Origin of the sequence: Halomonas sp. E19 (genome assembly GCF_052439355.1) — a bacterium.
Taxonomy (GTDB): Bacteria; Pseudomonadota; Gammaproteobacteria; order Pseudomonadales; family Halomonadaceae; genus Halomonas.
Map to the genome: position 1 here is coordinate 2,116,713 of NZ_JBNFWU010000001.1, position 26,632 is coordinate 2,143,344.

Here is a 26,632-nt window from a genome sequence, read left to right on the forward strand (position 1 = left end):
ACGGAGGCTTTGTGAAGATATTGATCGTTGAAGATGAGCCAAAAACCGGTGACTACCTGGCTCAAGGCCTTAGAGAAGCCGGTTTCGTCGTCGACCTCGCCCGCGATGGGCTGGATGGCCTGCACCTGGCCCAGAACGAAGCATATGATCTGTTGCTTCTAGACGTCATGCTGCCCGGGATGGATGGCTGGACCATCCTGCAGATGGTGCGCCGCGCAGGGCAGGACGTACCCGTGCTGTTTCTGACGGCACGAGACGAAGTGGACGACCGAGTGCGGGGGCTCGAGCTCGGCGCAGACGACTACTTGGTCAAACCATTTGCCTTCTCCGAACTACTGGCGCGGATTCGCTCCCTGCTCAGGCGCGGCAAGGCACGTGAGCCGGAAGTGTTCCGCGCTGCCGACCTGGAACTCGACCTGCTGCGACGGCGTGTGACTCGAGCCGGCGAACGTATCGACCTCACCGCCAAGGAGTTTGCCCTGCTAGAGCTCTTGATTCGCCGCCAGGGAGAGGTTCTGCCACGTTCACTGATAGCCTCGCAGGTGTGGGACATGAACTTCGATAGCGATACCAACGTCATCGACGTAGCCGTCAGACGGCTACGCGCCAAGGTCGATGGTCCCTTCCCCGAGAAGTTGATCCGGACCGTACGCGGCATGGGTTATGTGCTGGAGCCGGGAAATAGCTAATGAGCCTTTACCCACGTTCCTTGACGGCCCGCCTGGCCACACTCTACTCCTTGCTGGTGGCAATCCTGCTGCTGCTGCTTGGCCTGTGGCTCGAGTACCTGATTCGGGATCACTTCGACGAAATCGACCATATGGAGTTGACAGCAAAGCTGAACATGATCGAGAACCTGCTTGATCGAGTCGATAGCCCTGCCGCGCTGAATACACTGCCCAGATATCTCGACGACCTATTGACGAGCCATGCCACACTCTCCGTTTCCATCCGCGATGAAGCGGGACAAATACTCTACGCCTACCAACCGGACTTTCTCGAGCCAGTAAAGAATGGAGAGGTCAGCTCACCCAGCGCTCGCTGGAGCGTGGCCGGCCACGAATTCATTGGCCATGAAGTTCAGCAGCTCCTTCCTCTTGCACAGCCCATACCGGTACGCGTCCTGCTGGGCCTGGATATCACCCATCATGCCCACTTTCTCCAGGACATTCGACGTTATCTTTGGACGGGCATTGCACTTGCCGCCCTGCTGACGGCATTGCTCGGCTGGCTGGTCGCACGTCAAGGTCTGGCCCCCTCAAGCGGATCACGGCAACGGCCAAGCGGCTTTCAGCTGAGCGCCTGGGTGAGCGCCTCGACCTGCAAGCCACCCCACCGGAAATGCTCGAACTGGCCAATGCGTTCAATGGCATGCTGAACAGGCTCGAGGCCGACTTTCAGCGCCTCAGCGAGTTCTCAGCGGATATCGCCCATGAACTGCGTACCCCGGTGTCCAACCTGCTTACCGAAACCCAGGTTGCCCTGTCACGACCACGTAGCACAGGGGAATACCAGGACACACTGCACTCCAACCTGGAGGAGTTGGAAAGGCTGGCGCGAATGATCGCCGACATGTTGTTCCTGGCCAAGGCCGATCATGGTTTGCTGCCCAATCCCGCCGAGCCGGTGCATCTGGAGCGGGAAGTAGACGCTTTGCTGGAATTCTACGAGGCTCTTGCCGAGGAGAAGCAGGTCACGATGCAGCTTAATGGGGCCGCTACGGTCACCGGCGACCACCTGATGTTACGCCGCGCGATTGCCAACCTGCTTTCGAACGCAGTGCGGCACACTTCCCCTGGCGGTACCATAGACATCACGATCACCCAGGCTCGGGACATGGCGCGGCTGTGTGTCAGCAATCCTGGTGAGACCATTCCCGCCAATCAGTTACCGAGACTGTTCGAGCGCTTCCACCGCGCCGACAACATCCGCAGCCACCATGGCGAAGGAGCAGGGCTGGGGCTCGCCATCACCCAATCCATCATCAAGGCTCATGGTGGAGACGTTGCAGTCCATTCGCAGGATGGCCTCACTACCTTCTGCCTCACCCTGTCACGCTCCGGCAGGCAAGGTGCATCACACCGTCACGGCGCCGACGCTGATGACGAGTGACTGGCAAAAGTCCATGACCAGCTCTACTGGTCGATTCGCTGTAAATAGCCCCGTCGTGCAACCCACGGAGTCAGCGGAAACAGAAGAAGCCGATGTACCCGGTCCAGTGTGATTAATCACCCGCTTGGGAGAATAACTCTGGCCGGGCGGCCTCAAACTCCTGACTTCAAGCAATAAGCGCAGCAGCGTGGTCGCGTCCGGCACGCTCTTGATGGCTAGGTCGATACCGATGAAGTCGCGCATAGCCTGGCTGTCGTAGATGGCGTCTTCCAGCGCTTCATCGGCCAGGGCATACCACTGCTGGAGAAAGTAGACGCGCAGCATGCGCTCCAAGCCGATCGGCGGACGCCCTCGCTTACAGGCTACGTTCGGGAAATAGGAGGGCGACAGCGCCTCCATCTGGGCCAGGAACCGCTCGTGGCGGGTGACCTTCTTCTTGTTCTGGTGCTCGGCTTGGGCGAACGAGATCTGCTTCATCGGGCGGCTCTGATCAGGCGATGATAAGAGAGCCGAATTCTACCCCGCCGCTGGCTGCCAGGCAGCCGCGGCAGGATTGATACAGTGTTTCTTTAATGGGAGAGATTGTTCAGGTTATGTTCAGCTCTGTGTTGTAAGTTCGATATGTCAAGATTGACTATCTGAAATAACAATGGGATCAAGCTATGAAAAATAACAAGCTATCTTGGGCTAGCATGACGGCTTTGGCCTTTGCTATTGGTGCACCTTCTGCTTCGGCAGTAGACATCCAAGTGGCGGGAGACACGACAGCCTCTATCTATGGCTTCGCCAGATTGAACATGGCTTACAATTTCGATCGGGCAGGTCCGGCTAACGAAACCTATTTCGAAAGGGTTGAAAAATCTGACAACGAGATTGGCGACCAGTTTCGAATGGCTGCGAACACCAGTCGACTTGGTTTTCGAACAAGTACCCCCGCAGCTGGAAGTTCGATTGATACTGTATTCGAGTTCGATTTTTGGGACTGGGATGATGCTAGCAATGCTAGATTAAGGCTTGCTTCTGGGTCATGGAATGGCATTTTGGCAGGACAGAACTGGTCTAATTACAACACTTTTGTGGCGTCCACACCGACTGTGAATTTTTTTGGCACGGCGGGAAGTAACGGTTTTGGGTCGCGCCTTAACCAGCTCCGCTATACTACTGAAGGCTTCTCTGTCGCTTTAGAAGCCCCACAAGTACAGCTAGCTCCAAATGCGGACGACTCACTAGAGGCACATGGCAATGCTGTATCATCCATGCCGGCATTGACTTTGCGTTACGAAGACAATATTGGGGATTTTTCATATTCCGTGGCTGGCGTTGCACGCCAGCTGAAATATGATACTGGAAACGAGAAAGATACTACGATGGGGTATGGGGGCTTTGTTGCGGGAGCGTACGATATTGGCCCACTAACCATCCGGGGTTTGGTTAACCTCAGTGAAGGCGCAAATAGCTACCTTTATTTGTCAGGCGGGTTGTTTAATGGCGCTGATGCCTATATTGACTCTAACGGAAATCTGCAGACCCTTTCCGGGAAGGGGGCGTCGGTCGGCCTTTCTTATCAGATTTCCCCACACTTAGCCATGAATGCTACTTCAGGGTTTACAGATGTCGACCCAGGTGATGAGGCCGTGGGTGGAAATGCTGATAGAGTTAATCGGAATGCGTTCCTTAACCTGATGTGGACACCCACTGATCGCTTGATGTATGGGGTGGAATACGGCTATTACGAGACGGAGCTTCGAGGCGAAAGGGGAGATGCGAGCCGTATCATGGTGGCTGCGCAATATAGTTTCTAGCTAGATTTTGTTCGCGAAAACCTGTTTTGATCGATTGGCTTGGGAAATCTCCCAAGCCTTTTTGCGCATTGGTGCAGTGCCCGATGATTAAATCGTCTGTATGACTTAACCTCTGCTAGCTGTAGGATCCTGGATGATCAGATCCTTCTGGGTCGGCAGCCGTACCAGCACGCCATTCAGGTAGGTGTAGGGCTCATGGCCATTCAGCTTGGCGCCCGGCGACGAGACGCTGCCAGGGCAGGCCCTGCACCAGCACAGCTAAGTGCCTAGGCAGATATTTTCATGCATACTGTCAGCTGGGATATCAAACCAGGACGGTACCATGGCACGGCGCTTCATCTCTTCGCTGACAGACACCGATCGACAAGCGTTGGCAGAGGTCCATCAGTACGGGCAAAAGCGTGCCTTGCGTCGCCGCGCACATGCCATCCTGTTGAGTAATCAAGGCTATACCATCACCCAGATCAGCGACATTTTGGAGGTCGGGCGGAATACCCTGACGATCTGGTTTCAGAAGTGGGAAGCCTCCGGTCTCGACGAGCTCGTCGACAAGCCGCGTAGTGGCCGACACCCCATTCTGGATGAGAGTGATCGAGCGCGGTTGCAAGCCTTGGTGGAGGAGCACCCTCACCAACTACGCACCCTGCAGGCACAGCTGCAGGAGGAGACCGGAAAAAACTTCAGCACGGACACCTTGCGCCGGGCATTGAAAAAAATGACAACAGCTTCAAGCGCATTCGGCACTCTCTGAAGGGCCGCCGTGATGAAGCCGATTTCCGCAATACGCAGGGCCTCCTGAAAGCACTGCAGGAGAGGGAAGACCAAGGCGAGCATGACCTGTACTACTTTGATGAGTCGGGATTTTCGCAATCCTCATCGGTGCCCTATGCGTGGAGCCCCATGGGCAAGCCCTGGGAAGTGACCGCGTACTCACATAGCCGACGGCTGAACGTGTTGGGGTTCCTCAGCCGAAAAGGGAAGCTGGTCTACCACACCACCATCGAGACGGTCACCACCGACACGGTCATCAAGGCGTTTGATCAGTTTGTCGCCCAGAAAGACCCCGATGCCTTCGCTGTGGTGGTGCTAGACAATGCCAGCATGCATCGCTCCAAGGCCTTCAAGCGTAAGATTCTGGAGTGGATGTCATATCGCGTGCATCTGGTCTACCTGTCGGCCTACTCGCTGGAGCTGAATCTGATCGAGATTCTGTGGCGGCAGGTCAAATACTACTGGCTACCCTTGGGAGCCTACTTATCGTTCGATCGGCTCTGCAAGGAGGTACAGCTCCTGCTCAGAGACTACGGAACAGAGCGCACGATTAATTTTGCATAATCACTTACCACTGTTGCTGGGCAGGTTCATTGGAATGCCGTCGGAGGTAGCTTCGGCCCTGCTTGCGTTCAGCTAATTTTCAAGGATGACTGTTAGGATGAGATTTAAATCACCAAGGAGGAGATGTTCACATGAAACTTCAAGTAGCTGCTCTAGGAATTGTTTTGGCTAGCCTGCTTTCAGCACCTGCCATGGCAGGCTTTGGAGCTGGGGCCGATCGGGAACTCCCCATGCTGGATAGCGGCATATCGTCTTCCTATATTTTATCATCGCCAGGCCATCCGCAACGCTTTCAGATTAATATTGATCAACCGACCACCCTGAGGGTGGCTAGTGATCACTTTCCTGGCGAGTCAAGCGTGGGGGTGCGTATAACCGCTAGGCTGTATGATGATTCAGGTCGGCTAGTGGAGGAGGCGACAAGCCCTCGAGGCCATTTCAAGATCGAGCGGCAAGTGCAGCCTGGTAATTATGTGTTAGAAGTTAGTGGTGCGTCGACAGGTGCTAAAAGAGAAGGAATGCGTGACCGGTATGAATTGCACGTGAGCTACTAATCGATCGAGCTGCATTGAGCAGCAAGTTTAGGCACAGGCTGATCATGCGCTAAAGTTAATGCATGGCTGTGCGTTAATGGCGGCCCGGTCCCGCGTGATTAATCACGCGGGGCCGGGCGCATAGTCAAAATACCCCACCTCTCTCCCGAGCAACTCCTCAAGCTGGCGAAGGTGCTTCGCCGCTGCGAGTAATTAAAGCAGCCGCTGGTACAGGCACGGACTCAGCGTGTTACCAAGTGCCACGTGCCTATCAAAGCAACAAGCGCATCACGTGCTGCCTCTCTCGGCCTGCTGGATGATGTGGTCAGTGTTGACAATTTGGGCGTAGAAGACGAGCTGGAAAATTGAGGCAATTCTTGGCTCTGGAGGAGATTGGGGGTAGAATCGTCATTGGTGTGTCTCTCCCCGCCTCAAGTTCTTGAACAGCTCTATCCAAAGAGGCAGGAAGCGTACTCCCCGAATCTATTTGATGCATATATCGGACGACTGAACCACACCTTGGATAAGGTAGCAATCCAGATGCGAACAGAACAGGGCTAAATCTTTGCGTTACGTTGATCTTCGAAGTCTTCGCTTTCGCCTCCTGGTATGGCTTGGCGGCGTAGCACTGGTCATTGTTGGCCTGACTTGGTTATTGCACGGTATCTTATTGAATGACCTTGCACGAAGCTTTCTCGGCGAGCGGTTAAAGCAGGAAGCGGAATATACATTGCTTCAGTTAGCTCAGGGGCATCTCTCCCGCCACTTATGGCAGGAAGCGAAGGTCCCCGTTCTGCAGGTGTTTCACCATCTCTACGTTCTGGAGCTAGACGATGAAATAACAACTTCTCACCCACACTGGCTGACAAAGCTTGCACCCTTACTTGAGGGCCAAGAAGATGCGCTCGTGGATGTGGCTTGGAGCGATCGCCATTTGCTGGTGTACCGAAAGACCTTTGAGATGGATGATCGTCCGGGAGTGCTGCTGATTGGTGAGGATTTCGGTAAAGTCGAGGCCGGGCTAGAGGCCCTGCATTGGTGGGTGGGCGGCGTTGCCAGTCTGCTGTTAGTTCTACTCATCACTCTGAACTTGATAGCAGTCAAAAGTGCTCTTCGCCCGCTTTATCGATTGCGCAAACAGATTGAAGAGCTTCGCTCAGGAGCGCGTGAGCGCCTAGAAATCGAAATACCTTCCGAACTAGACGGTCTTGTCCAGCAGCTCAACCAGGTGATGGACGAGCATGCGCGACGTCTCCAACGCTCACGTGAGTCGTTGGCCAACCTTTCCCACGCCCTCAAGACCCCTTTAGCCGCTACAATCCAAGTTCTCAGAGGCTCGCGTCCCATTGACCCCGAGCGTAGACAGAAAATGCTGCGACGACTCGAAAACATGAATACCCAGTTAGAGGGCGAGCTGAAGCGCTCCCGGATTGCAGGCCCCAGTGCTGGACAGCGAGCATTTTTCCGGCGTGACGTCGAGCAATTGATCGAGATGTTCGCAACACTCTATCCCCATTGCGATTTCTGCTTCGAAATTGCCGCTTCTGTGCCGGCTACTACAAACATAGAGCGTCAAGACTTTACTGAGATGCTGGGAATCGTGTTAGACAATGCCGGCAAATGGGCATCTCGAGAGATACGCTGCCGCATACTTCATGGTGACTATCTATCTATTTTGATCGAAGATGACGGCCCTGGGGTGACCAAAAGCGAGCTGGATCGGTTAGGACAACGAGGCTTCCGCCTCGATGAGGCTCGGCCGGGTCATGGTTTGGGACTGTCAATTCTTCGGCATCTGGTCGGGCAATACTCCGGACAGGTGAGCTTTCAGAATTCATCTCTTGGAGGTTTGCTGGTAGAGATCACATTGCCCGTCAGCTGAGCTTTCTTGGCGCCGTTTCAGGATATTTTCAAGAAGTGCGGTCATGCTGGCCTATAGTGCTACTACCTGACGGAGCCCAAAATGGCCAGCTCGAAAGCTGACAATTTGTCTTTAGCTAGCTACCGGTTATTTCGCCAAGTGTGCAGATGTCTCACCAAGCGTGGTGCAGCCGTTGTTCTTGGATCGACAACGCTGCGGCTGAGCCTGGCTAGAGTTAATTGTCGGGTAATGGATAATGCTTATTCTCAGGGAGAGATGGCAGAGGCTAATCCTGCCACTGCCATACGGTGTGAGGTGCTGGCGATTCACAAAGGCTTTTATGAGCGTCCAATTTCGTCGCTGAAGGAAGACCAGGTCTATCCTTGTATCTCAATGCGCCGAGCACCTATGCCGCCATCGTCCGTGAGAGCTGCATTATGAAGCTGTTATTGCTTGAAGATGATGACTTGTTGGCCGAAAGTATGAAGGATACGCTTAAAGAAGACGGTTACGTCGTGGACTGGGCGGCCAGTATACGTGAGGCAGAGTCGTTAATGTCTACTGAAAGTTACGTGTTAACAATTATTGACCTTGGTTTGCCTGATGGTTCTGGGCTTGAGCTGCTTGAGCGCTGGAGAAAGCAAGGGTGGCAGCTTCCCATTTTAATTCTTACGGCTCGTGATACATGGGAGGATAAAGTTGTTGGGTTGAGAGGAGGGGCCGATGATTATTTAACCAAACCTTTCCATATGTCTGAATTGATGGCCAGGATATATGCGCTAATACGGCGTCGATCGGGTGGGGTCGCTAACATATTGTCTGTCAACGGTATCGAGTTGGATGAGTTTTCTCGACGTGTGTCGGTAAATGGTGGGTGCTGGCAAGAGTTAACATCTACTGAGTATCGTCTATTGCGCTACTTGATGCGGCACCCGGATCGAGTGTACTCTAAATTACAATTGCTTGATCAGCTGTACTCTCTGGAGCAAGATGCTGCTGATCCGAATTTGGTTGAGGTATATATTAGCCGGCTTCGACGTCGACTCGGCAAGGAATATATCCAGACTCGTCGCGGTCAAGGGTATCTCTTTGTATCGCATTGACTGAAATGGGAATAAAGATGTCATGCTTCAAAAGCTTTGCGGGTTCAAGTCCAGCCATCGGCAAGGAGTATGAATGCCCCTCTCAAGTGCTTATCCATGATCTAAAACTGCTGTGGCGTGCGATTTTTCTAGGTGCGGGTGCGGTTTATTGTCAGAATTTTGAGGTGGAAGGCAGAATTGAGACAGCGCAATGTAACACGGTCTGACTAGACGAATTGCCGGGGATTGAATGGTATCGAGTCGAGCTGCAAGCATTCTGGCGATCCCCGCCGATTTGCAAGCTCAAGATCCGGTGTAGTCCAGCCTTGCCTCGCAGCACCTAGATACAAATATTTAATGTCAACTAACCTGATCGCTCTGACAGTCTGCTATGGCTTCCAATCCATGCATGCTGTTCAGCTCTATTTCAAAAAAGCCAGTTATCTTTGTGTTTCACATAACTGGCCTAGGGTTCGGCGGGTCATAAGAGTAAGAATAAGGAGGCTCACATGCCGGAGATCATCCCGAACTGGCATCCGATATTCGTCAATTTCACTGCCGGGCTTCTGAGCACGGCGGTCATGCTCTACCTCGTCGCGCTCGTGCTCCCTGAGCAGTGGGCCGAGCGCACGCGGCTGGTCGCGCGCTGGAACCTGTGGCTTGGAACCGCGTTCACTGTGCTGACCGTGCTCACCGGCTTGCAGGCCTACAACACCGTGGTACACGACGCGCCGGCGCATGAGGCGATGACGGTCCACCGCAACTGGGCGCTGACCACCTTCGTCGTGTTCGTGATCCTGGTCGTGTGGGCGGCGTATACGCGTTTGCTGAGTAACCGGCGCGAATCCCGGCTGTTCGTGGTGGCGCTGCTGATCGGCGCGGTGCTGCTCACGGTGACTGGACACCGGGGAGCGGAGGTGGTCTTCCGCTACGGTGTCGGGGTGGAGCGGCTGCCCGATGTCGACGACCACGAGCACGGCGCTCACGCTGAGACCGATGCTCCGGAGATGGGAATCTTACCGCTGGGCCACCCCGCACCGGCCGACGCGCCGGAGGAGGACGATCACCCCCACGCGCATTGAGCAGGACCGATCAAGTACGCCAACCGCGCGGCAGCGCCGTGCCTTATCGAATCGACAAGGAGGAGTACGAATCATGCAACACACGAAGCTCTTCAGCACGCTCGCCCTGGCCATTTGGCTGCTCGCGGTTTCCACCGCGCAGGCTCACGCCCCGTTCCAAGGGTCGGTGCCGAAGGACGGCGCCACCCTCAGCGCCGAGGCAGTGCCTGAGCAGCTCGAGCTCAAGTTCGGCCACACCCTACGTCTGACCTCGGTGATGCTGCGTCCCCATGAGGGCGAGGCGGTGAGCCTCGACACCTCGAACCGGCTCGGCTCCGAACACAGTCTGGCGCTGCCCGAACTCGCGCCCGGCCACTACGTCGTGCAGTGGCGGGGCATGGCGGTCGATGGGCACGTCATGTCGGGGAACGTCGAGTTCACCGTTGCGGCGGCGCGATGAGGCCGGATGATGAGCGCTGACACCGCATGGCAGCTGGCAAGTTTCGCGCTTCAGCTGTTGACCTACGCGACCGGGCTCTTCGCGGCGGGAGGCGTGCTGTTTCTCCTGCTCTTCTCCGGCGTGACGGCGGCCGAGCGCGCCCGCATCGCGCGGGCGACGCTCGTGCTTGCCATGATTGGGCTTGCGGTGGCGTCGCTCGCCATCCCCGTGCGGGTGGGCTACCTCAATGGCGGCGGTATCGACGGGATGTTCGATCCGTTTCTGCTCGGGATGCTCGCCCTTTCACCGGTGGGGGTGAGCGTGCTGATGCGGGCACTTGGTTTCGCCTTGATCGTGCTGGTGATTTGTCGTCACCCGCTGGGCATCTGGCTTAGCGGCACCGGCGCGTTGTTCGTGCTCGCCTCGCTCACCGTGACCGGCCACGCGGGGGTATACGATGCGGTGATCGGACGCAGCCTGGTCGCGATTCACCTCACGGGCGCCGCCTATTGGCTGGGGGCGCTTTGGCCGCTGCTGCTTGTTGTCCGATCGGGCGAACACGCGCGGGCCGCGGCGATTCTCGAGCGCTTCGGGGTGATCGCGATGTTCCTGGTCGGCGCGTTGGTGCTGGCCGGGGTGGTGCTTACCGTCCTGCTGCTGGACAGCCTCGCGGCGCTTTGGCAGACCGCGTACGGGATCACGCTGATGATCAAGCTCGCCCTGGTCGCTGCGCTGCTTTTGCTGGCGGCGCTCAACCGTTTCCGTCTGGTGCCTGGGTTGATGGCGGGCGGCGGGCAGGCGGCTGGCGCGCTCAAGGGGGTGATCGCCCTCGAGATCGTTCTCGCGCTGCTGATCCTGCTGACCACCACCATGCTGACCACGTACTTCTCGCCGTTCGGCTAGCGATCGGACTTAACGACAAGGATACTCCTGATGCTGCGCATAAAAAATACCGACACCTCAGCTCCAAAGGGCTTCTGATTGCCCTGCCGCTGGCCCTCGCCGGCTGTGCGACCGCCTACGAGCCGCAACCGCTCAGCGCCGCCCATCCGGCGAGCGTGGAGGGGCCCCAGGCGCCGATGCCGCAAGCCTCCAACGTGCTCCGAGACCGTCCGCCGATCGATTCGGCTGCGCGCGCCGGCGAACCCGGCGTCATGCATGAATACGATCACATGGACCACGGTGACATGGATCACGGTGACATGGATCACGGTGACATGGATCACGGTGACATGGACCACGGTGACATGGACCACGGTGACATGGATCACGGCGACATGGATCACGGTGACATGGATCACGGTGACATGGACCACGGTGACATGGACCACGGTGACATGGATCACGGCGACATGGATCACGGTGACATGGATCACGGCGACATGGATCACGGTGACATGGATCACGGTGACATGGACCACGGTGACATGGACCACGGTGACATGGATCACGGCGACATGGATCACGGTGACATGGATCACGGTGACATGGATCACGGTGACATGGATCACGGTGACATGGACCACGGTGACATGGACCACGGTGACATGGACCACGGTGACATGGACCACGGTGACATGGATCACGGTGACATGGATCACGGCGACATGGATCACGGTGACATGGACCACGGTGACATGGACCATGATGGCCACCGTAACCACGGAGGACACTAATTATGGCTCGACCCGTTATTCGGATAGTGTCCGTCGCAGGTGCCCTGGTGCTACTGGCAGGCTGTGCCACGATCGAGCCGCGTGCTGGCTTCGCGGAAGTCCGTACCGAGGCGGCGGAGCTTGGCCTGCCTGAGGTTCAATGGATCCGTGGCACGGAAGAGGATCAAGAGGTCGCCGCGGCGGTTCGTGAGATCCTCGAGCGCGACGCGCTCAACGTCGAAGAGGCAGTCCAAATCGCGTTGCTCAACAACCGCAACCTTCAAGCCGTCTATGCCGATCTCGGCGTGGCGCAGGCCGAAGTCGTGGGGGCGGGCCTCTTGCAGAATCCTGTGTTCAACGCCGGCGTGCTCTTCCCGCTCAACGGCGGCTCCTCGGAGCTCACGCTAGGCGTGAGCCAGGGCTTTCTCGAGGTGTTCTACATCCCGCTGCGAACTCGGGTTGCTGAGGCGCAGTTCGACGCGGCCAAGAAGCGGGTGACCGGTGCTGTGTTGGATCATGCCTATCGCACGCGCGTGGCCTTCTACGGTGTGCAGGCGGCCCAGCAGCGGTTGGAGATGCGCGAGCAGATCGTGCAGGCCACCGGGCTTGCGCTGGACTTCTCCCAGCGGCTTCGCGATGCGGGCAATATCACCGCGCTCTCACTCGCGGAGGAGCGGGCGCTGCACGAGGAGGCGCGCCTGGCGCAAGCCGAGGCCGAGGTGGAGCTGATCACCGCGCGCGAGCGGCTGAATGTCTTGATGGGCGTGTGGGGGCCGCAGACGACGTGGACGATTGCCGACCGCCTACCTGAAGTGCCGGCAGAACCCGCGCCGATCGAGGCGGTCGAAGCGCGGGCAATCGAGGCCAGCCTCGATCTGCAGATCGCACGTCGACAGCTCGAGGCGCTAGGCCAGCAGTTAGGGATCGTCAACGCGACGACACTCGTACCGGCGCTTGAGGTGGGTGTCGAGGCCGAGCGTGACGGCGGCGATTGGTCCGCCGGCCCGGAGATCTCGATCGGCCTACCACTGTTCGACCGCGGCCAAGCGCGGCGGGCCGCCGCGCGCGAGGAGATCGGCCGTCAGCAGCACCTCTACGTCGCCCGCGCAGTCGAAGTGAGGGCGGTGACTCGCGAGGCCTACCTGCGCCGGCAACTGGCCGCGCAGCGGGTGGCGCTCATCCGAGAGTTGCTCCTGCCGCTGCGTGAGCGCATTACCCGCGAGTCGCAGCTTCAGTACAACGCCATGCAGATCGGCGTTCCGCAGCTCTTGCTCGCCCGCCAGCAGCAGATCGAGCTCGGCGAGCAATACGTCAACGAGCTCTACCGCTACTGGCGAGCGGATGCCGAACTTCATCAGATCCTTGCCGGCCGGCTGCCCGGCGGGCGCGACTGACGACCCTTGCAGAGGACTGAACGATGGATTTGATGCGTAGAAATATGTTGAAAGGGGCGGGCGCGGCGCTCGTTGCTGGCACCGGCGTGCTGCACTATGCCGGCAAGGTCAACGCCCAGGAGGCAGCAGCGGCAGGACATGGCCCGGCCTGGGCCCGACCGCCGCTCGAGCCGGGTCGGCGCGGGGAGGACTACCAGCCGGTGGTGACGCCCAACGGGGTGAGCCTCGAGTATCGCGTGGTCGACGGGATCAAGGTCTACCACCTTATCGCCGAGCCCGTGCGCCACGAGTTCGCACCGGGCCTCGAAGCGAACGTTTGGGGCTTCAACGGTCGCGTGCACGGTCCGACGATCGAGGCGGTGGAGGGGATCGGGTGAGGATCTACGTCACCAACCGCCTGCCTGCCGAGACCTCGATCCACTGGCACGGTGTGCTGCTGCCAAGCGGCATGGACGGTGTGGCGGGGCTCAATCAAGCGCCGATCCGCCCGGGCGAGACCTTCAAGTACGAATGGACCTTCCATCAGCACGGGATGCTGATGTACCACTCGCATCACGACGAGATGACGCAGATGGCGATGGGGATGATGGGGGCCCTGGTCGTGCATCCGCGGCGCGCGGCGGATCGCCGGCCGGTGGACCGCGACTTCGCGCTGCTACTGAGCGAGTGGGCGATCCACGCCGGCACCGAACGACCGGATCCTAACGAGATGGGGGCGCTTAACATCTTTACCATCAATGCCAAAGCCTTCCCCGGTACCGCGCCGCTGGTGGTGCGCACGGGGGATCGAGTTAGGATCCGGATCGCCAACCTCAGCGCCGATAGTCACCATCCGATTCATATCCATGGCCATAAGTTCGATGTCGTCGAAACGGACGGTGGGGTCATCCCTGAGGCCGGACGCTGGCCGGAGACCACCGTGATCATGCCGGTAGGCTCGACCCGCACCATCGAGTTCGTCGCCGACAACCCGGGCGACTGGGGGCTGCACTGCCATATGACCCATCACATCATGAACCAGATGGGCCACGGCATCCCGAATATGATCGGCTTCGAGCGCGGAAATTTCGATGAGCGGATGCGGAGCATTCTGCCCGGTTACATGACCATGGGCGAGACGGGGATGGGGGATCACGGGGTCCACGTCGAGGCGGGTCACATGCGGGTGCCGGAGAACAGCATCCCCATGGTGGGCAAGCGCGGTCCGCGCGGCTACATCACCATGGGCGGCATGGTGACCATCCTCAAGGTCCGCGACGAGCTCGAAAGCTACGACGTCGATCCGGGCTGGTACGAGAACCCGGAAGGCACCGAGGCGCGGCTTGCCCGCGAGGAGGAGCTCAGACGCGACGGGGTTGATGTCGTGCCGCGCGAGGCGGCGCCCGCGCGCGGTGGACCGGGCCACGAGGGCCATCATTGAGCACGCCTACTTAAGAACCCTTTCGCTCCGGGGTTACCCCGAGGTTCACCCTTAGCGTGAACCTCGGGCCGGGGCGCTCGCCCACCTGTGGGTGCAGCGACGGAATGCAATGTTATATCGTTCCAGTGAAAAGAGAGAAAGAACCTGATGGAAAATCAAAGGATGAGCGCATCGAATGCCTTACTGCGACCGCAGCCGGCTGGCACCCGTACTTCCCGCCACCTTCAGCGATGCCTGGTCCCGGCGCTGCTCGGTGCCTTGGCTGTGGCAGGGGCTGCTCAGAGCGCACTGGCGCATGAACCGGCTTCGCCACGCGCGAGCGAGGTTCCGGCGCCGACGGCCGAGTACCTCCCGTACCTGGGTTTCTCGCTGACCGAAGGCTGGCTCGATCCTTGGGTGCACAGCCACTACAGCCGGGAAGGTACCCCGTTCGTGCACCTGTTCAATCTCGAGCCCGCCTACCTCGACCGGGATTTCTTCTTCGTCTATCGCTACACGCGCGAGCCCCACGCAATCGAGGAGGAGTTGGAGGTGGAGCTCGAGTGGGCCTTCACGCGCCGGATCGGTCTGATGGTGGAGGCGGAGTTAGAGCGTGAACGCGAAGCAGGCGAAACCGAGACCGAGCTGGGGGATTTCAAGATCGCGCCGCGCTTTCTCCTGGTCGAGGCCCCCGCTTCCTGCTCTCGACCAACCTCAAGCTCGCAATCCCGATGGGCCACGGCGATGAGTACGCCTTCGGCCCGTCGATCACGACCTGGTCTGATCTTGGCAACTGGGTGACCCTGCAGACCGAGCTCGGGACCCGGTACGGGCTGAGCAGCGGTGATGTGGAGCTCTTCTACGGTGCCGGGCTCGCCTACACCTTCCGGGCGCCGCAGCTCTTCGCGATGGCCGACGGCGAGGTTACGCCCGGCCACTATCCGTCGGGGCTGACCACGGTGATGGCAGAACTGATCGGCAGTAGCGAGATGCGCGGCGAGCAGGCCGGACGCCACGTCTTCGAGGCGCTGCTCGGGGTAGGCTACAGCGTGACTGATGCCGTCGAGTTGCGTGCCGCCTACCAGTTTCCCGTGGGCGGGCGCCGCGACATCGACTACAGCACGATCCTGAGCGCAATCTATCACTTTTAAATGATTACCATGCTCCAGGCTGCGTCTAGGCCGCGGGGCGTCGGCTGGGAGGAAAGGTCAAGGTCATCCAGTATCCCATGCCGTACGCATCCCGGCCACCAGAGCACTGTCCGCAGTTTGACAGGCGAATATCTCTTGATGTCGATCAAGCGGTATTAGATGCCAGTGAGCTATGGTGAATGAATCACACAGTGTCAGACACGATGCGCCATGCACTCTCGCAGCTTATACAAACACAAAGCGTCTTAAACTCCCGTGAAGTGGGCAAGGCTCTCGCTGTTCGGACTGCTAGCGCTGCTCAGTGGACTCGCTCTGGCCCATGCCGAGGCCCCGAACCCCAGTGTGGGTGCGGGTGATTTCGAGCAAAGCGTGTTAGTGGAGGTCGTTTCTACCGCTGAGGATGTTGAAACGTGGCGCGAAAAAGGACCGCATTGCCGGCATGACCAGTTCGTGTTGCCTCAAGGAATGCCGCGTGTCGATCTTCAAAAAATCGAGTTCAAGGATGTCCGACGGTCACCGTTGTAGCGTCAGAAGGTCGCTCGGGTAAAGCCACTGCGGGCCATGGATTCGGCGAATACGGTATTCGCCGAATCCGCCTCGGGAGTCACGATGAGGTCAAAGATCTCAGCACCGGCGATACGGAATTCGTCGACCGGCACGGGCTGGCGGTCGAATGCAACCACCGTCTTCTTCAACCCCGGAATACGCACATCGAAGTAAGTCATTGCCGAGCCATTGATGAACCTCAGGCGTAGCTGCTCACTCGGCTTGAACAGATCCGTCTAGTTTTGCTCAGGCGCCTGGCCATTCACCAAGTAGGTATACATGCAGTCGGCGATGTCGAGCGAACTCATGCGCATTCGTGCCCACATAGCACGCGTGAGGGCCGTTTCCCGTAAGCCGTTCTAGCTCATGTCGGCCAGGAAGTCCGTTATGGTGTGTTTCTGGAGGTGTAATAGCCCTCGGCAGTCTTCAGGTTGCGTAAAAACCATGGCCGGATCTTCGTAGGTCCAGACAGTTAGCAACACCACAAGCTCGTGATCTAAGCGGAACGGCTCGCGCTCGGCGGTACCAATGATGATCGGTCCCGCGTGGCCCATCTGCTCCTGCAGGCCGGAAAGGTGGCGTCCTGGCCCGTCGTTCGCCAGAGGAAACGGATATCCAATGCTCCATCCTTGCCCCCTAGGTAAGGCGCCAACGTTTCGTGCCAGCTTGGATGCAACGTGGTGATCTCACCATAGAACTCCAGCACCTAGAGGTGATGGAAAACCTGTAAGGCAGGACTCCCCGCCTGCCATAATTGCGCCGAGAGTTGCCTCTGGCGAAACTGGAGCAGCGTATGCTCTGCCCATATACGCAACCGTTCATCAAGAAAGCTTCGTGCCAGATCGTGCAACAGGGGTGCCATGCAACAGCCAGGTCACGCCTACCACGATTAGCGCTAATTCCCTAAGACTAGCAGGCGGAAGAGCAGGCTGCGACGCTCAACGCGACGCAAAGAAATAGCCCTGGCCGCGCCGGGTCTGAATGGTGTGCTTGCCCAGTCGGCGTCGTAGCTTAGCGATATACACCTCCACCAGATTCAGGGCGGGAGCGTCCTGTTCTAGGGAGTAGAGTTGGTCGAGCAGTTGCGCCTTGGACAAGACGCGGTCGGGATGATGCATCAGATAGCGCAACAGCCGGAATTCCGTCGCCGTCAACGGCTGCCAATGACACCCGTCAGTGCTGACCTGACGTTTCTCCTCATCGAGCTGTATACCATTGACGTTGAGCATGGCATTCAAATGACCTGTCTGCCGTCTCAAAATAGCATGCAGGCGTGCCAACAGTTCTGCTTCGTGAAACGGCTTAGTCAGGTAATCATCGGCTCCTCGGCGCAGGCCAGCGACTTTGTCTTCCCAGGTATCCCGTGCGGTAAGAGCCAGTATAGGCAAGCGACGCCCTTGAGAGCGCCAGTGCGCGATCAAGTCGAGTCCTGAGCCGTCCGGCAACCCCAGGTCAAGAATCGCTAGGGCATAATCCTCTGTCTCCATCAAGGACTCGGCTGCCTGAACAGTGGCAGCCGAATCAACACGGTAGCCGTTGTCTTCCAGAGTTTCTGACAAGCTCTCTGCCAGCAAGTCATCATCCTCGAGAAGTAACAGCTTCATCGTACTTACCCCTTAAAGTCGATTTTCCCACCATGCCGGCTTCGTAGTGGCCGGGTATGCTGCTGGCGTCTTCCAGTTGGCTTATCCCCTAGGGTGCCGTCCGAACGGGGTGGCAGCCTCGCCAGGGCTATGGTCACGGCAGGCATCAGGCTTATGGTCGCCATGCTCACCCTCGGCTATGTCATGACCGCCGCGCTGTCAATAATGATGAACACGTGACCACTATTGTGTATTTCGAACTTTACCGTTTCTCCGAGGCGACCGCCAATGCCTCAGGTCCGAACATCATCTCGCCCGCTTCGAACTAGATGACGCGATCCACCTTCGAGCTATGGTGATTTCTGGTGTATGGGAGGAGGTAGGAAGGGTGGCGTATCCTGTTGATTGATCACGACCAAGATCTCAATCAACATGAGTGGATACGCCATGACGGATTCTACCCTCCGGGCTCTTTCACAACCAGAACCCCCGGTCACTGACCCGCTGCACGAGCTGCTTCGTCAAGGTGCCCGTGACCTGATCGCCAAGGCCGTCGAGGCTGAACTGGCCACCTTCCTGGCACAGTACGCCGACCAGCGGCTCGATGATGGGCGCCAAGCGGTGGTCCGCAACGGCTACCTGCCCGAGCGCACCGTCCAGACCGGGGTCGGGGATGTCAGCGTGCAGGTGCCCAAGGTGCGCGACCGTAGCGGTGGTGGCGCTCGCTTCAACAGCAGTCTGCTGCCGCCCTACCTGAAGCGGGCCCGCAGCATCGAGGAGCTGATCCCCTGGCTCTACCTGAAGGGATCTCTACCGGCGACTACCAGGAGGCTTTGGCGGCGCTGCTCGGCGACCAGGCCAAGGGTCTGTCGGCCAACACCGTGTCACGGCTCAAGAAGCAGTGGGAAGACGAGCATACCGAGTGGAGGAAGCGGGACCTCGCCGACCGACACTACGTCTACTGGTGGGCCGACGGTGTGTATAGCAACGTCCGCATGGGTGACCGCCTGTGCCTGCTGGTGATCATTGGCGTCACCGAGCAGGGCCGCAAGGAGCTGGTGGCCGTCGAGGACGGCTTTCGCGAGTCGGCGGCCAGTTGGGAGACCTTGCTGACAGGGCTACGAGAGCGTGGCCTGGCCCAGGCTCCCAAGCTGGCAGTGGGTGACGGTGCCATGGGGTTCTGGGCGGCGCTGAGCAAGATTTACCCGGAAACCGACCATCAGCGCTGCTGGGTCCACAAGACGGCCAACGTGCTGAACAAACTGCCAAAATCGGTGCAGCCCAAAGTCAAGGCGGACCTCCATGACATCTGGATGGCCGAGACCCGCGACGAGGCACACAGGGCCTTCGATCGCACGGTGAAGCGTTTCGAGGCCAAGTACCCCAAGGCGATGGGGTGCCTGGCCAAGGACCGGGACGAGCTGCTGGCGTTTTACGACTACCCGGCAGAGCACTGGGTGCATATCCGCACCACCAACCCGATCGAGTCGACCTTCGCCACGGTCCGCCTGAGGACCAAACGGAGCCGGAACTGCGGCTCCCGGGCGACGACCCTGGCGATGGTCTTCAAGCTGCTCCAGAGCGCTCAAAAGCGATGGAGGAGGATCAAGCACTTCCAGAAGCTGGAACTGGTCGTCAGCAACGTCAAGTTCCAGGACGGGGAGCAAGTAGTTGATCAATCAGACAGGAATGCGGCCTGATCGCCATCCACCAGATTTGACGATAACTCGCGATCTCCTTGGACAGTGAGCTATGGTGAAAAGACCAATCGGCGTCAGACACCCATACGCCGTGCCAATCAATGGCGGGTTGAACCTGATGCTGCGAATCAGCTCGCCTACAGCTGGCCTTTGCACAGGCCAGATTTCAGAATCCATCAATACAGCGAGAATGAATCATGTACGTCTCAACCTTCCAAGACGTGGTGGAGTGGACACGCACCCTGCATGAACATATGGCGCACTGCCTGAAACACTGCTCAACGCAGCAGGATGAAGAGCGCGCCAAGTGGCTGCTGACCTATCTGGCAGACCATGAGGCGGCCTTGGAAAAGGTCGACGCCGGCTTCGAGAAACAGGCCGATCCCAAGGCGTTGAATACCTGGCTCTACGACTACATTTCCTACCAGCCCATCAAGCCGCACCAGTCATGCAATGCACCCTATGCGGAAATGAGCTTCGACGAGATCTGCCAGGAAATCTTCGATCTTCACAATCAAATCATCGACTTCTATCGCTACCTCGAGGGACGTACAGAGATTCCCGAAACACGTGAGCTGATCGGCGAGCTACTCAAGCTGGAACATCATGAAGCAATGCGCCTGGCCCACCAGACCAACCGCACACGGGATCTATGAAGGACAATGCTTCCACCACGCCAACGGCACCGTTGACGCAAGCATCGCCGAGCGATATCCCGCTCGGCGGTTCGTCACAGAGCTGCTGGGCGTTAGAGGCCGATCTATATCATGCAGAGGCAAAGCAAGGCCATGAATGATGATCGAAGGTCACCTCATATCACCGCCCTTGGCTTGATTGCGATAATACTCTTTGCAGCTTCGCTATATTGGCTTCGCGTTCTTGTCGCACCCATGGCTTTTTCCCTCTTTCTTATGGCACTGGTGTGGCCGGTATACCAGCACCGTATGCTCAAGGGGAAGCGAGCGCTGCGTGTACTCGCCCTTGTCATTGCAGTGCTCCTTGTGCTCATTGCAACCTCAGCCATTCTCCTGCTTATGGGCTACGGCGTCCGCGTCGTTGTGGACGGTCTATCGCAGTACGGTCCGCGTGCGCAGGAGACTTACTACAGCATCGGCATGTGGGTCGAAGAGCGGGGTATTGCATTTTGGCCCACCGCCGGCGACCCATTCAGTCTCAGCCAAGTGTTTCATCTGCTCCATGAGACAGTGATGCGCATCAATGCAATCATTGGATTTATGGCGTTATCCCTGATCTTTCTTATTTTGGGGTTACTGGAAGCCAATGACATGCAGCGGCGTCTTCCGCATGCCCTGGGAGAAGACGTAGCCGGACGGTTGTTGAGTGCATGCCATGCTCTCGGATGGAAATTCCGCCGCTATATGCTCGTCCGCTCCGTAGTCAGCTTCTTGACAGGCATTTTGACCTGGCTATTCGCATTGCTGACAGGTCTCGATCTCGCCATCGCCTGGGGAATTTTGGCCTTTGCGTTGAACTACATTCCTTTCCTGGGTTCCATTCTAGCCGTTTTCCCACCAGTAATTTTTTCCGTTGTCCAGTTCGATAGCTGGCAAGATCCGGCTCTGATTCTTCTCGGTATGACATTGATACAGTTTTCGATTGGCAACCTCCTGGATCCCAAACTCGAAGGTCATGCGCTGGCCATTTCACCAATTTCCGTCGTATTTTCCATTTTTTCTGGGGAATGCTCTGGGGCATACCCGGGGCTTTTATGGGCGTCCCCTTACTGATCGCCATCGTCACGATTTGTCATCATTTTCATGACACCTGCTGGATAACGCGAATGTTGACTCCAGGTGGACGAAAACCCCTCACTCAAGCACATGGCGATGATGAAATTCCATCTCTGTGGCGGGCTCTCCACTTCGTTTTATCCGCAACTGAAGATGGTACTCCCCTCTTCTGGAAAACTGAAGAAATTGCCATAAGTAATCGTATCGGCGATAGACATGGGCTCCAGCGACCGATACGTTCCAGCATGACCTTCATGCCGTATGCGTGCAGCAACTTCAGCGTCCTCGATTCGCTGGCCGGATTCCTCATCTACTACAGTAACGATGAGGTGTTGCTCCCGGGTCGTGATACCCTCACGCCCCTGATGAATGACTCGATGCTCCCTTATCATCTCTGCTGGCAGAATACCAATATATACGGTCATGCCATCAGCCGACTGGGAGTATCTATCCTCGGCTGACAATGACCCAGTACTCCATAATGTCAAGCAGGCAATAAGAAGCAGAGACTTTCTAAAACAATTCATGGCCTTTCTCCCAAAAAAGCTTCTCCTATTTTCTCTTCCCACTACCATGCGTTTTTTGGTGGCAACTCCAAGGCTCATGAGTTGCATTATCCTTTACGTTCTGATCGACAAAACGGTAGTGTTCTTCCTTCAACCTCGTCCACCAATCATGGCTTACCTCGACTGCATGCTTCCTCAGTATATCCTCCACACAGTCGAGGCATATTCGCGTTGCATCATAAGCAAGGTCGAGCCGACTTTTCCTTGAGTCATACGATACACTCTCTAGCCCATAAAGCTGATCGATGTCGGCGATTGCCGCCTGAATCGCCGCCTCATCACAGGGCACCAGCTTCAGATGCCGGGTTACCAGATTGATCTCGGACACACCCAAGCGGCGATCTTTATCGCTCATATCAATTACCTTATTCTTCAAGAGTATCGTGCTAGCGCATCAGTCCTTTAAGTATTGCTCGGACTGGAGCCACTCACATTGATATGGATCAAGTTTGATCTCACCTTAAAAAAACAGCCAGACATGACGTTATTACTTTATGCACCTCTTCGCTTTCTTTGAAAGAGAATTTTCAACGTAGCTGCCGATTGCAAGATCAAGACGCTTCCGATAAGAGCAAGGAACCAGAATCGAAACCAGTTTGGATCCGGAACCCCACGCTGAAAAACCAGATTCCTGAGGCTCAGCTCATAGTGCAAGAAGAGAAAGTAGCTTGCATGAAGGGCTACAAGATAGAAAATTACGTAAGCGTAATTCTGAAGGTGCTTCCATGTTGAGCTGCCCAGGAAGCGCATGGCCTTGTCGGACGATATGGCGAACAGCACGAGCCCAAGGAAGAGAGCGATCAGACCGATCATGTTGGCAAGCCCGAAGCCCGGGTCAACGAGAACTGGGTCCGAAAGCCCCACTACCGGCAAGTCCTGATAGCCTAAAAGACCGCGGATCGACCAGCGTGCCCAGCCATCCCACACCAGGAAACCGTGTACCAAGGCAAAAATGGCAAACCAGATTCCAAAAGCTCGCCGCCAATTGACGAGATAACCTAGTCTCCGGGGCCACAGCCTTGCCAGCGGACCTATCGCCATGACGACAACCAATAGAATGAAGGCGGCATCACCGAAGGCCCGCCAAGTGCGCATTTCCGCGTCCCACTCCATACGGCTCAACCAGAATAGCCCGGCTGCCGCGGCACCGGTCAGGGCGACAGCGAAGTGCTTGCCAAAGTGCCAGCTCTTTGTCTGCTCCTTGGTTTTTGTTGGTGATGCCCCTTCATCCATGATTCCACTAGCCTGTGCTCTATGCTCCATCTCCAACCCTCTCTCCTCTTTATCCTGACGTCTCGACTTCGCCGGGCTAAGCGCGCTGATAAATGGCGTCAGTCGAGGCGTACCCAGTCGCGACCGCCGTTGTCGCTCTGCAGCAGCCGCCCTTCGTCATCGGCTGCCACCAGGCGCTCAGGGTTGCTGGGATCCACCGCCAGGTGCAGGAGATAACGCTCTCCCCAACCACGCTTCACGACTTCCCACTCGCGGTTGGCCTCTTCGGCCATCAACAGACCGCTATCCAGCATGAAGGCATAGAGCCGCCCATCATGGGCCACCACCAGACTTACGGGACGGCGCTCGGGGTGAATGGGACGCCAGCGCTGGCCGCCATTGGGGCTCATCAGCAATCCGCCCTGGGTGGCAGCAAAAAGATGCTCGGGGTCACGGCTGGAAGCCGCCAGAGCGATCAGGCCGTCGGGAGCTCGTCCCTGGATCTGCCATTGATGCCCCCGTCATGGCTGACCTGCAGCCAGCCAGCGTAAGCGCCGTAGAGCACATTCGGGTCGGCCTCACTGACGGTAAGTTGATGAAAATCCACCGGGCCATCGACACCTGGCGAACGCTGCTCCCAGCGCTTGCCGCCATCGGTGGAAACCACCAGGCCAAGGTTACCGCCTCGGGCCGGGTGGCCGCTGGCGAAGAACGTTTCGGCGTCGGCAGGGTGCGGCGTGAAGCCCATGAAGTCATGGGTCTCTTCCGAAATCCGGCGCGCCATTCGGTCGGCACCAACGGCGTAGAAGCCATGGTGGGTAGCCAGCCAGAGGCGATCGCTGTCCGAGCGGTCGAAGGCCAGGCCGTGTATATGGGTTTGCTGGCGCAGCTGCTCCAGGCTGATACCCTTCTCTTCGCGTGAGCAGCCCGCCAACAGCAGGGTCGCCAACGCAGTCAGCAGCAGAAAGGCGCTTTGGAAATAGCGCATCGTGAAATCTCTCTCATCATGATTGGACCCGGAGCCGCCCGGCGGCCCCGGATTGAAGAAGCAGCGGCGATCTCAGCTCACGCGGATCGTCGCCATCATGCCGAGCTCCTCGTGCTCGATGATGTGGCAATGGAACAGCCAGTCGCCGGGTTCACGGAACACCATTCGCAGCTTCAGACGCTGATAAGGCGCCAGATTGACGGTGTCTTTCCAGGCCAGCCAAGGCGCTTGCTGCCATTCGCCTTCGGCATCGCGGGTGGCGATCACCTGGAAATGGGTACCGTGCACATGGAAGGGATGATCCATGTGGGAGTTGTTGAAGACCTCCCACTCCTCCACCTCGCCCACCTTGCCTTCGAACAGAATCTCATCCATGGCGAAGGCACGACCGTTGATCAGGAAATCCACCTCGGGGCGCTCAGCCGCTTGGTCCATTGCATGATCAGCCCCATGGCCAGGACCGTGGGTACCATGATGACTGCCGCTGCCATGGCCGGCATGCGGATCACCATGGCCGGCATGCGGATCGCCATGGCCGGCATGCGGATCGCCGTGGCCGGCACCGTGATCGTCATGGCCCGGCATCACTTCGGTCAGTTCCACCCGGCGTTGCACTGCCGGTTCACCCAACGGCTCGACACGGCCCAGGCGCTCGGGCAGTGCGATGGGAGCTTGAACCGCCGAGTCGAGCGTGTGAATCGCCAGCAGCGGTGCCACGTCGTCCAGATGGGGCGGCCTGTCGCCCATCCAGCCACGCTCGTAGGGGTGGCTGGCCAATTGGAAGTGTCCCTCGGCCCGCTCGCTGACCCGCACCAGCAGGTCGGCCCGCTCGCCCGGAGTGAGCAGCAGTTCCTCCAGCGGCTGCGGCCGCTCGATCGGCCCGCCGTCGGTGCCGATCAGGATCAACTCGTGATCATCCAGACGCAGGCGCAGATAGCGTCCGGCACAGGCATTGATCAGCCGCAGGCGCAAGGTAGAGCCCGGCGCCACATCGAGCCGCGGTTCGCGCTGGCCGTTGACCAGCAGCAGCTCGCCCTCGCGGCCGTTCATCCAGTCCTTGGCGGTATGCGGCGCGACCTCGCCATTCGCCCTCAGGCGCAGGTCGCTGATCACCAGCAGGTGCTCCTCGACCCCGGCAGGCAGTGCATCCTCGGCGGGGCGAACCAGCAGCGCTCCCGCCAGGCCATGCGCCACCTGCCTGGCCGTGCCCTCGTGAGGGTGGGGGTGGAACCAGTGCAGGCCCGCACTCCCGCTGGGGAAGGCGTAGCGGTACTGGCGCGACTCACCCGGCGCCACGGCGTCCCAGGGGCGCCGTCGTGCGCCTGCGGTACCGGCACGCCGTGCCAGTGCAAGGTGGTCTCCTGCTCCAGCTCGTTGATCAGGGTGATATCCAGCTCATCGCCCTCTCTCACCTCGATCAGTGGCGCCACTTTGCCGTTGTAGAGCCATAGCCTGGCCTCGAGCTCATCGCTCAGGGGCACACTGTGGGGAGCCGGGGTCAGCACGCTGCGAAAGCGGCCGGCGGATTCGCTCAGGTTGACGATACGCGGCAGCGGCTGTAGCGGCTGGCCGCCCTTCGGCAAGGCGGCCAGGCTGGCAGGCGGCACCCCATGGGGGTGCTGGCGAGACAGGGCGTAACCCATGGTGCCAGCCGTCGACAGCAACAGCGCGCCCAGCGCCGAGTAGCCCAAGAATTCACGACGTTTCATTGACTTGTCCTCGAGACATGTACGCTCTCACCGCGAATCGATCGTCCGCGGCGCCATCAGGGAAAAGAGGTTCAGACCCGAGGAGGGCGTTCGATGGGATCCGGCGGTCCAAAAGGCCCGTCGGGAACGGCATCGAACGAGATCAATGAAGACGCCAAGGCGCGACCGTCCGACGACATCACGACGGTTCCGCACTGCAGGCAGGGTAGGCAGCAGGGAGACGCTGCGGAGGAATGCGGCTCATCCGGATCGGTCATTTCCCAGGCCAGCGGCTGCTCCTGGGCTACCAGGCTATCCAGGCAGGAAGTATCGCCATGGTGCCCACCGGCAACCACGGGTGGCACGATGACCAACATCAGGGCCAGCGACAGGCTCAGTAGCCAGTGCCAGGAGAATCGACGCATGGAGGTAGGGACGTATGAGCCAGTGGTAACCGGAGTATTTCATGCTCGGGAGAGGGGGAGCAACCTGGGTCCTGCCCATACCTTGCCTGAAAGATTCTTGCGTTCGGGGTGGTCGGCTGACCGAGATCAGGAAATGGTGACTTTTCGCGGCTTGCGAGCCGGCGGCGCTTGTCTGCCTTTCTTCACATCGCGATGATGAACGGGTAGCTCTTCATCGGATACCAGCCGCTCATGCGCAGAATACTGCTTGTCCTGGTCAGCCTGTGCCTGGTCCTGTCGCTGTCGGCAGGCTCAACGGCACTTGCCAGCGTGGACGCTGTGCGCGATGCCGCCCATGGCCAGCATGAGG

Annotated in this window: 30 protein-coding genes and 3 pseudogenes; 19 read left to right on the forward strand and 14 right to left on the reverse strand. The window is 58.4% G+C overall.

All coding sequences use genetic code 11. From position 1 onward, the window contains the following. Window positions 1-11: 11 nt before the first annotated feature. The 3 genes from ACUDAL_RS11135 to ACUDAL_RS11145 are packed head-to-tail and all read left to right on the forward strand — an operon-like array spanning window position 12 to window position 2,112. The gene (locus ACUDAL_RS11135) at window positions 12-689 is read left to right on the forward strand and encodes a heavy metal response regulator transcription factor (protein ID WP_086511142.1); all 678 of its coding nucleotides are present in this window, start codon (window positions 12-14) and stop codon (window positions 687-689) included. Next, the gene (locus ACUDAL_RS11140) at window positions 689-1,378 is read left to right on the forward strand and encodes a hypothetical protein (protein ID WP_444678184.1); all 690 of its coding nucleotides are present in this window, start codon (window positions 689-691) and stop codon (window positions 1,376-1,378) included. The genes ACUDAL_RS11135 and ACUDAL_RS11140 overlap by 1 nt, the downstream gene beginning before the upstream one ends. Next, window positions 1,303-2,112 carry a heavy metal sensor histidine kinase gene (locus ACUDAL_RS11145; protein ID WP_444679364.1) on the forward strand — a complete coding sequence of 270 codons (810 nt, stop codon included), beginning with the start codon at window positions 1,303-1,305 and terminating at the stop codon, window positions 2,110-2,112. The genes ACUDAL_RS11140 and ACUDAL_RS11145 overlap by 76 nt, the downstream gene beginning before the upstream one ends. 165 nt (window positions 2,113-2,277) lie before the next feature. On the opposite strand, the pseudogene ACUDAL_RS11150 reads toward ACUDAL_RS11145, so the two are convergent. Further along, a pseudogene (locus tag ACUDAL_RS11150) lies at window positions 2,278-2,589 on the reverse strand (transposase); the annotation flags it as partial. Window positions 2,590-2,774: 185 nt separating this feature from the next. Between ACUDAL_RS11150 and ACUDAL_RS11155 the strand changes: the two are divergent. Then, window positions 2,775-3,914, forward strand: a complete 1,140-nt coding sequence (locus tag ACUDAL_RS11155) for a DcaP family trimeric outer membrane transporter (RefSeq protein WP_444678185.1) — start codon at window positions 2,775-2,777, stop codon at window positions 3,912-3,914. A gap of 105 nt (window positions 3,915-4,019) precedes the next feature. On the opposite strand, the gene ACUDAL_RS11160 is transcribed toward ACUDAL_RS11155, so the two are convergent. Then, window positions 4,020-4,172: a transposase domain-containing protein gene (locus ACUDAL_RS11160; RefSeq protein ID WP_422674304.1), complete on the reverse strand. Its 153-nt coding sequence runs from the start codon at window positions 4,170-4,172 to the stop codon at window positions 4,020-4,022. 64 nt (window positions 4,173-4,236) lie between these two features. Between ACUDAL_RS11160 and ACUDAL_RS11165 the strand changes: the two genes are divergently transcribed. The 7 genes from ACUDAL_RS11165 (at window position 4,237) to ACUDAL_RS11195 (ending at window position 11,128) form a co-directional block, all read left to right on the forward strand. Continuing rightward, window positions 4,237-5,249 (forward strand): IS630 family transposase gene (locus ACUDAL_RS11165; RefSeq protein WP_234245936.1). Its coding sequence is split into 2 segments (ribosomal slippage): window positions 4,237-4,624 and window positions 4,624-5,249, totalling 1,014 coding nucleotides; the frame shifts between segments, so codons are not numbered across the junction. 131 nt (window positions 5,250-5,380) lie between these two features. Then, window positions 5,381-5,803 carry a hypothetical protein gene (locus tag ACUDAL_RS11170; RefSeq protein ID WP_444678186.1) on the forward strand — a complete coding sequence of 141 codons (423 nt, stop codon included), beginning with the start codon at window positions 5,381-5,383 and terminating at the stop codon, window positions 5,801-5,803. A gap of 544 nt (window positions 5,804-6,347) precedes the next feature. Beyond that, entirely contained in the window at window positions 6,348-7,664 is a 1,317-nt protein-coding gene (locus ACUDAL_RS11175) for an ATP-binding protein (protein WP_444678187.1), read from the forward strand. Window positions 7,665-8,026: 362 nt separating this feature from the next. After that, a complete protein-coding gene (locus ACUDAL_RS11180; protein WP_444678188.1) occupies window positions 8,027-8,746 on the forward strand; it encodes a response regulator transcription factor in 720 nt (239 codons plus the stop codon). A gap of 488 nt (window positions 8,747-9,234) precedes the next feature. Continuing rightward, window positions 9,235-9,807 (forward strand): DUF2231 domain-containing protein, encoded by a 573-nt coding sequence (locus tag ACUDAL_RS11185; RefSeq protein WP_234245943.1) that lies wholly within the window; start codon window positions 9,235-9,237, stop codon window positions 9,805-9,807. Window positions 9,808-9,880: 73 nt separating this feature from the next. Further along, on the forward strand, window positions 9,881-10,246 hold the full coding sequence (locus ACUDAL_RS11190) for a copper resistance CopC family protein (protein ID WP_234245945.1): 366 nt from the start codon (window positions 9,881-9,883) through the stop codon (window positions 10,244-10,246). Window positions 10,247-10,255: 9 nt separating this feature from the next. Continuing rightward, on the forward strand, window positions 10,256-11,128 hold the full coding sequence (locus ACUDAL_RS11195; protein ID WP_234245948.1) for a copper resistance D family protein: 873 nt from the start codon (window positions 10,256-10,258) through the stop codon (window positions 11,126-11,128). On the opposite strand, the gene ACUDAL_RS11200 is transcribed toward ACUDAL_RS11195, so the two are convergent. Next, window positions 11,125-11,898: a hypothetical protein gene (locus ACUDAL_RS11200; protein ID WP_444678189.1), complete on the reverse strand. Its 774-nt coding sequence runs from the start codon at window positions 11,896-11,898 to the stop codon at window positions 11,125-11,127. The genes ACUDAL_RS11195 and ACUDAL_RS11200 overlap by 4 nt on opposite strands. Window positions 11,899-11,948: 50 nt before the next feature. Here ACUDAL_RS11200 and ACUDAL_RS11205 point away from each other — a divergent pair, with 50 nt between their 5' ends. The 5 genes from ACUDAL_RS11205 to ACUDAL_RS11225 all read left to right on the forward strand — a co-directional run bounded on the left by ACUDAL_RS11205 (window position 11,949) and on the right by ACUDAL_RS11225 (window position 15,824). Then, window positions 11,949-13,274, forward strand: coding sequence for a TolC family protein (locus ACUDAL_RS11205; protein ID WP_234245954.1), 1,326 nt, complete (start codon window positions 11,949-11,951; stop codon window positions 13,272-13,274). A 32-nt stretch (window positions 13,275-13,306) separates the two neighbouring features. Next, on the forward strand, window positions 13,307-13,651 hold the full coding sequence (locus ACUDAL_RS11210) for a hypothetical protein (protein ID WP_444678190.1): 345 nt from the start codon (window positions 13,307-13,309) through the stop codon (window positions 13,649-13,651). Beyond that, window positions 13,648-14,694 (forward strand): multicopper oxidase domain-containing protein, encoded by a 1,047-nt coding sequence (locus ACUDAL_RS11215; RefSeq protein ID WP_444678191.1) that lies wholly within the window; start codon window positions 13,648-13,650, stop codon window positions 14,692-14,694. Before ACUDAL_RS11210 ends, ACUDAL_RS11215 begins: the two co-directional genes overlap by 4 nt. Window positions 14,695-14,958: 264 nt before the next feature. Then, the gene (locus ACUDAL_RS11220) at window positions 14,959-15,474 is read left to right on the forward strand and encodes a hypothetical protein (RefSeq protein ID WP_444678192.1); all 516 of its coding nucleotides are present in this window, start codon (window positions 14,959-14,961) and stop codon (window positions 15,472-15,474) included. Continuing rightward, window positions 15,471-15,824, forward strand: a complete 354-nt coding sequence (locus ACUDAL_RS11225) for a hypothetical protein (RefSeq protein WP_444678193.1) — start codon at window positions 15,471-15,473, stop codon at window positions 15,822-15,824. The genes ACUDAL_RS11220 and ACUDAL_RS11225 overlap by 4 nt, the downstream gene beginning before the upstream one ends. 527 nt (window positions 15,825-16,351) lie before the next feature. Here ACUDAL_RS11225 and ACUDAL_RS11230 read toward each other — a convergent pair. The 3 genes from ACUDAL_RS11230 to ACUDAL_RS11240 form a co-directional block, all read right to left on the reverse strand. Then, on the reverse strand, window positions 16,352-16,600 hold the full coding sequence (locus ACUDAL_RS11230; protein ID WP_255777370.1) for a hypothetical protein: 249 nt from the start codon (window positions 16,598-16,600) through the stop codon (window positions 16,352-16,354). Window positions 16,601-16,729: 129 nt separating this feature from the next. Next, a complete protein-coding gene (locus tag ACUDAL_RS11235; RefSeq protein WP_444678194.1) occupies window positions 16,730-16,924 on the reverse strand; it encodes a hypothetical protein in 195 nt (64 codons plus the stop codon). Window positions 16,925-17,308: 384 nt separating this feature from the next. Continuing rightward, complete coding sequence (locus ACUDAL_RS11240; RefSeq protein ID WP_234245965.1) at window positions 17,309-17,974, reverse strand: response regulator transcription factor; 666 nt, start codon at window positions 17,972-17,974, stop codon at window positions 17,309-17,311. Window positions 17,975-18,400: 426 nt separating this feature from the next. Here ACUDAL_RS11240 and ACUDAL_RS11245 point away from each other — a divergent pair. The 3 genes and pseudogenes from ACUDAL_RS11245 (at window position 18,401) to ACUDAL_RS11255 (ending at window position 21,401) form a co-directional block, all read left to right on the forward strand. Continuing rightward, a pseudogene (locus ACUDAL_RS11245) lies at window positions 18,401-19,653 on the forward strand (IS256 family transposase). A gap of 224 nt (window positions 19,654-19,877) precedes the next feature. Next, a complete protein-coding gene (locus tag ACUDAL_RS11250) occupies window positions 19,878-20,309 on the forward strand; it encodes an ATPase (RefSeq protein ID WP_444678195.1) in 432 nt (143 codons plus the stop codon). A 132-nt stretch (window positions 20,310-20,441) separates the two neighbouring features. Beyond that, window positions 20,442-21,401: an AI-2E family transporter gene (locus ACUDAL_RS11255; protein WP_444678196.1), complete on the forward strand. Its 960-nt coding sequence runs from the start codon at window positions 20,442-20,444 to the stop codon at window positions 21,399-21,401. Between the two features lie 140 nt (window positions 21,402-21,541). Here the strand turns inward: ACUDAL_RS11255 and ACUDAL_RS11260 are convergent, their stop codons facing one another. The 8 genes and pseudogenes from ACUDAL_RS11260 to ACUDAL_RS11295 all read right to left on the reverse strand — a co-directional run bounded on the left by ACUDAL_RS11260 (window position 21,542) and on the right by ACUDAL_RS11295 (window position 26,283). Further along, window positions 21,542-21,829, reverse strand: coding sequence for a hypothetical protein (locus ACUDAL_RS11260; RefSeq protein WP_444678197.1), 288 nt, complete (start codon window positions 21,827-21,829; stop codon window positions 21,542-21,544). A gap of 127 nt (window positions 21,830-21,956) precedes the next feature. Then, window positions 21,957-22,325: a cation transporter gene (locus ACUDAL_RS11265; protein ID WP_191224382.1), complete on the reverse strand. Its 369-nt coding sequence runs from the start codon at window positions 22,323-22,325 to the stop codon at window positions 21,957-21,959. Window positions 22,326-22,462: 137 nt separating this feature from the next. Then, window positions 22,463-23,233 (reverse strand): ferric reductase-like transmembrane domain-containing protein, encoded by a 771-nt coding sequence (locus ACUDAL_RS11270; protein ID WP_254914247.1) that lies wholly within the window; start codon window positions 23,231-23,233, stop codon window positions 22,463-22,465. Between the two features lie 68 nt (window positions 23,234-23,301). Further along, complete coding sequence (locus tag ACUDAL_RS11275; RefSeq protein WP_444678198.1) at window positions 23,302-23,592, reverse strand: WD40/YVTN/BNR-like repeat-containing protein; 291 nt, start codon at window positions 23,590-23,592, stop codon at window positions 23,302-23,304. A 65-nt stretch (window positions 23,593-23,657) separates the two neighbouring features. Continuing rightward, complete coding sequence (locus tag ACUDAL_RS11280) at window positions 23,658-24,170, reverse strand: WD40/YVTN/BNR-like repeat-containing protein (protein ID WP_444678199.1); 513 nt, start codon at window positions 24,168-24,170, stop codon at window positions 23,658-23,660. 72 nt (window positions 24,171-24,242) lie between these two features. Further along, window positions 24,243-25,364, reverse strand: coding sequence for a multicopper oxidase family protein (locus ACUDAL_RS11285; protein ID WP_444679365.1), 1,122 nt, complete (start codon window positions 25,362-25,364; stop codon window positions 24,243-24,245). Window positions 25,365-25,379: 15 nt separating this feature from the next. After that, window positions 25,380-25,879 (reverse strand): annotated as a pseudogene (locus ACUDAL_RS11290) (multicopper oxidase domain-containing protein); the annotation flags it as partial. Window positions 25,880-25,950: 71 nt separating this feature from the next. Then, window positions 25,951-26,283, reverse strand: coding sequence for a hypothetical protein (locus tag ACUDAL_RS11295; protein ID WP_140162527.1), 333 nt, complete (start codon window positions 26,281-26,283; stop codon window positions 25,951-25,953). Window positions 26,284-26,632 lie beyond the last annotated feature (349 nt).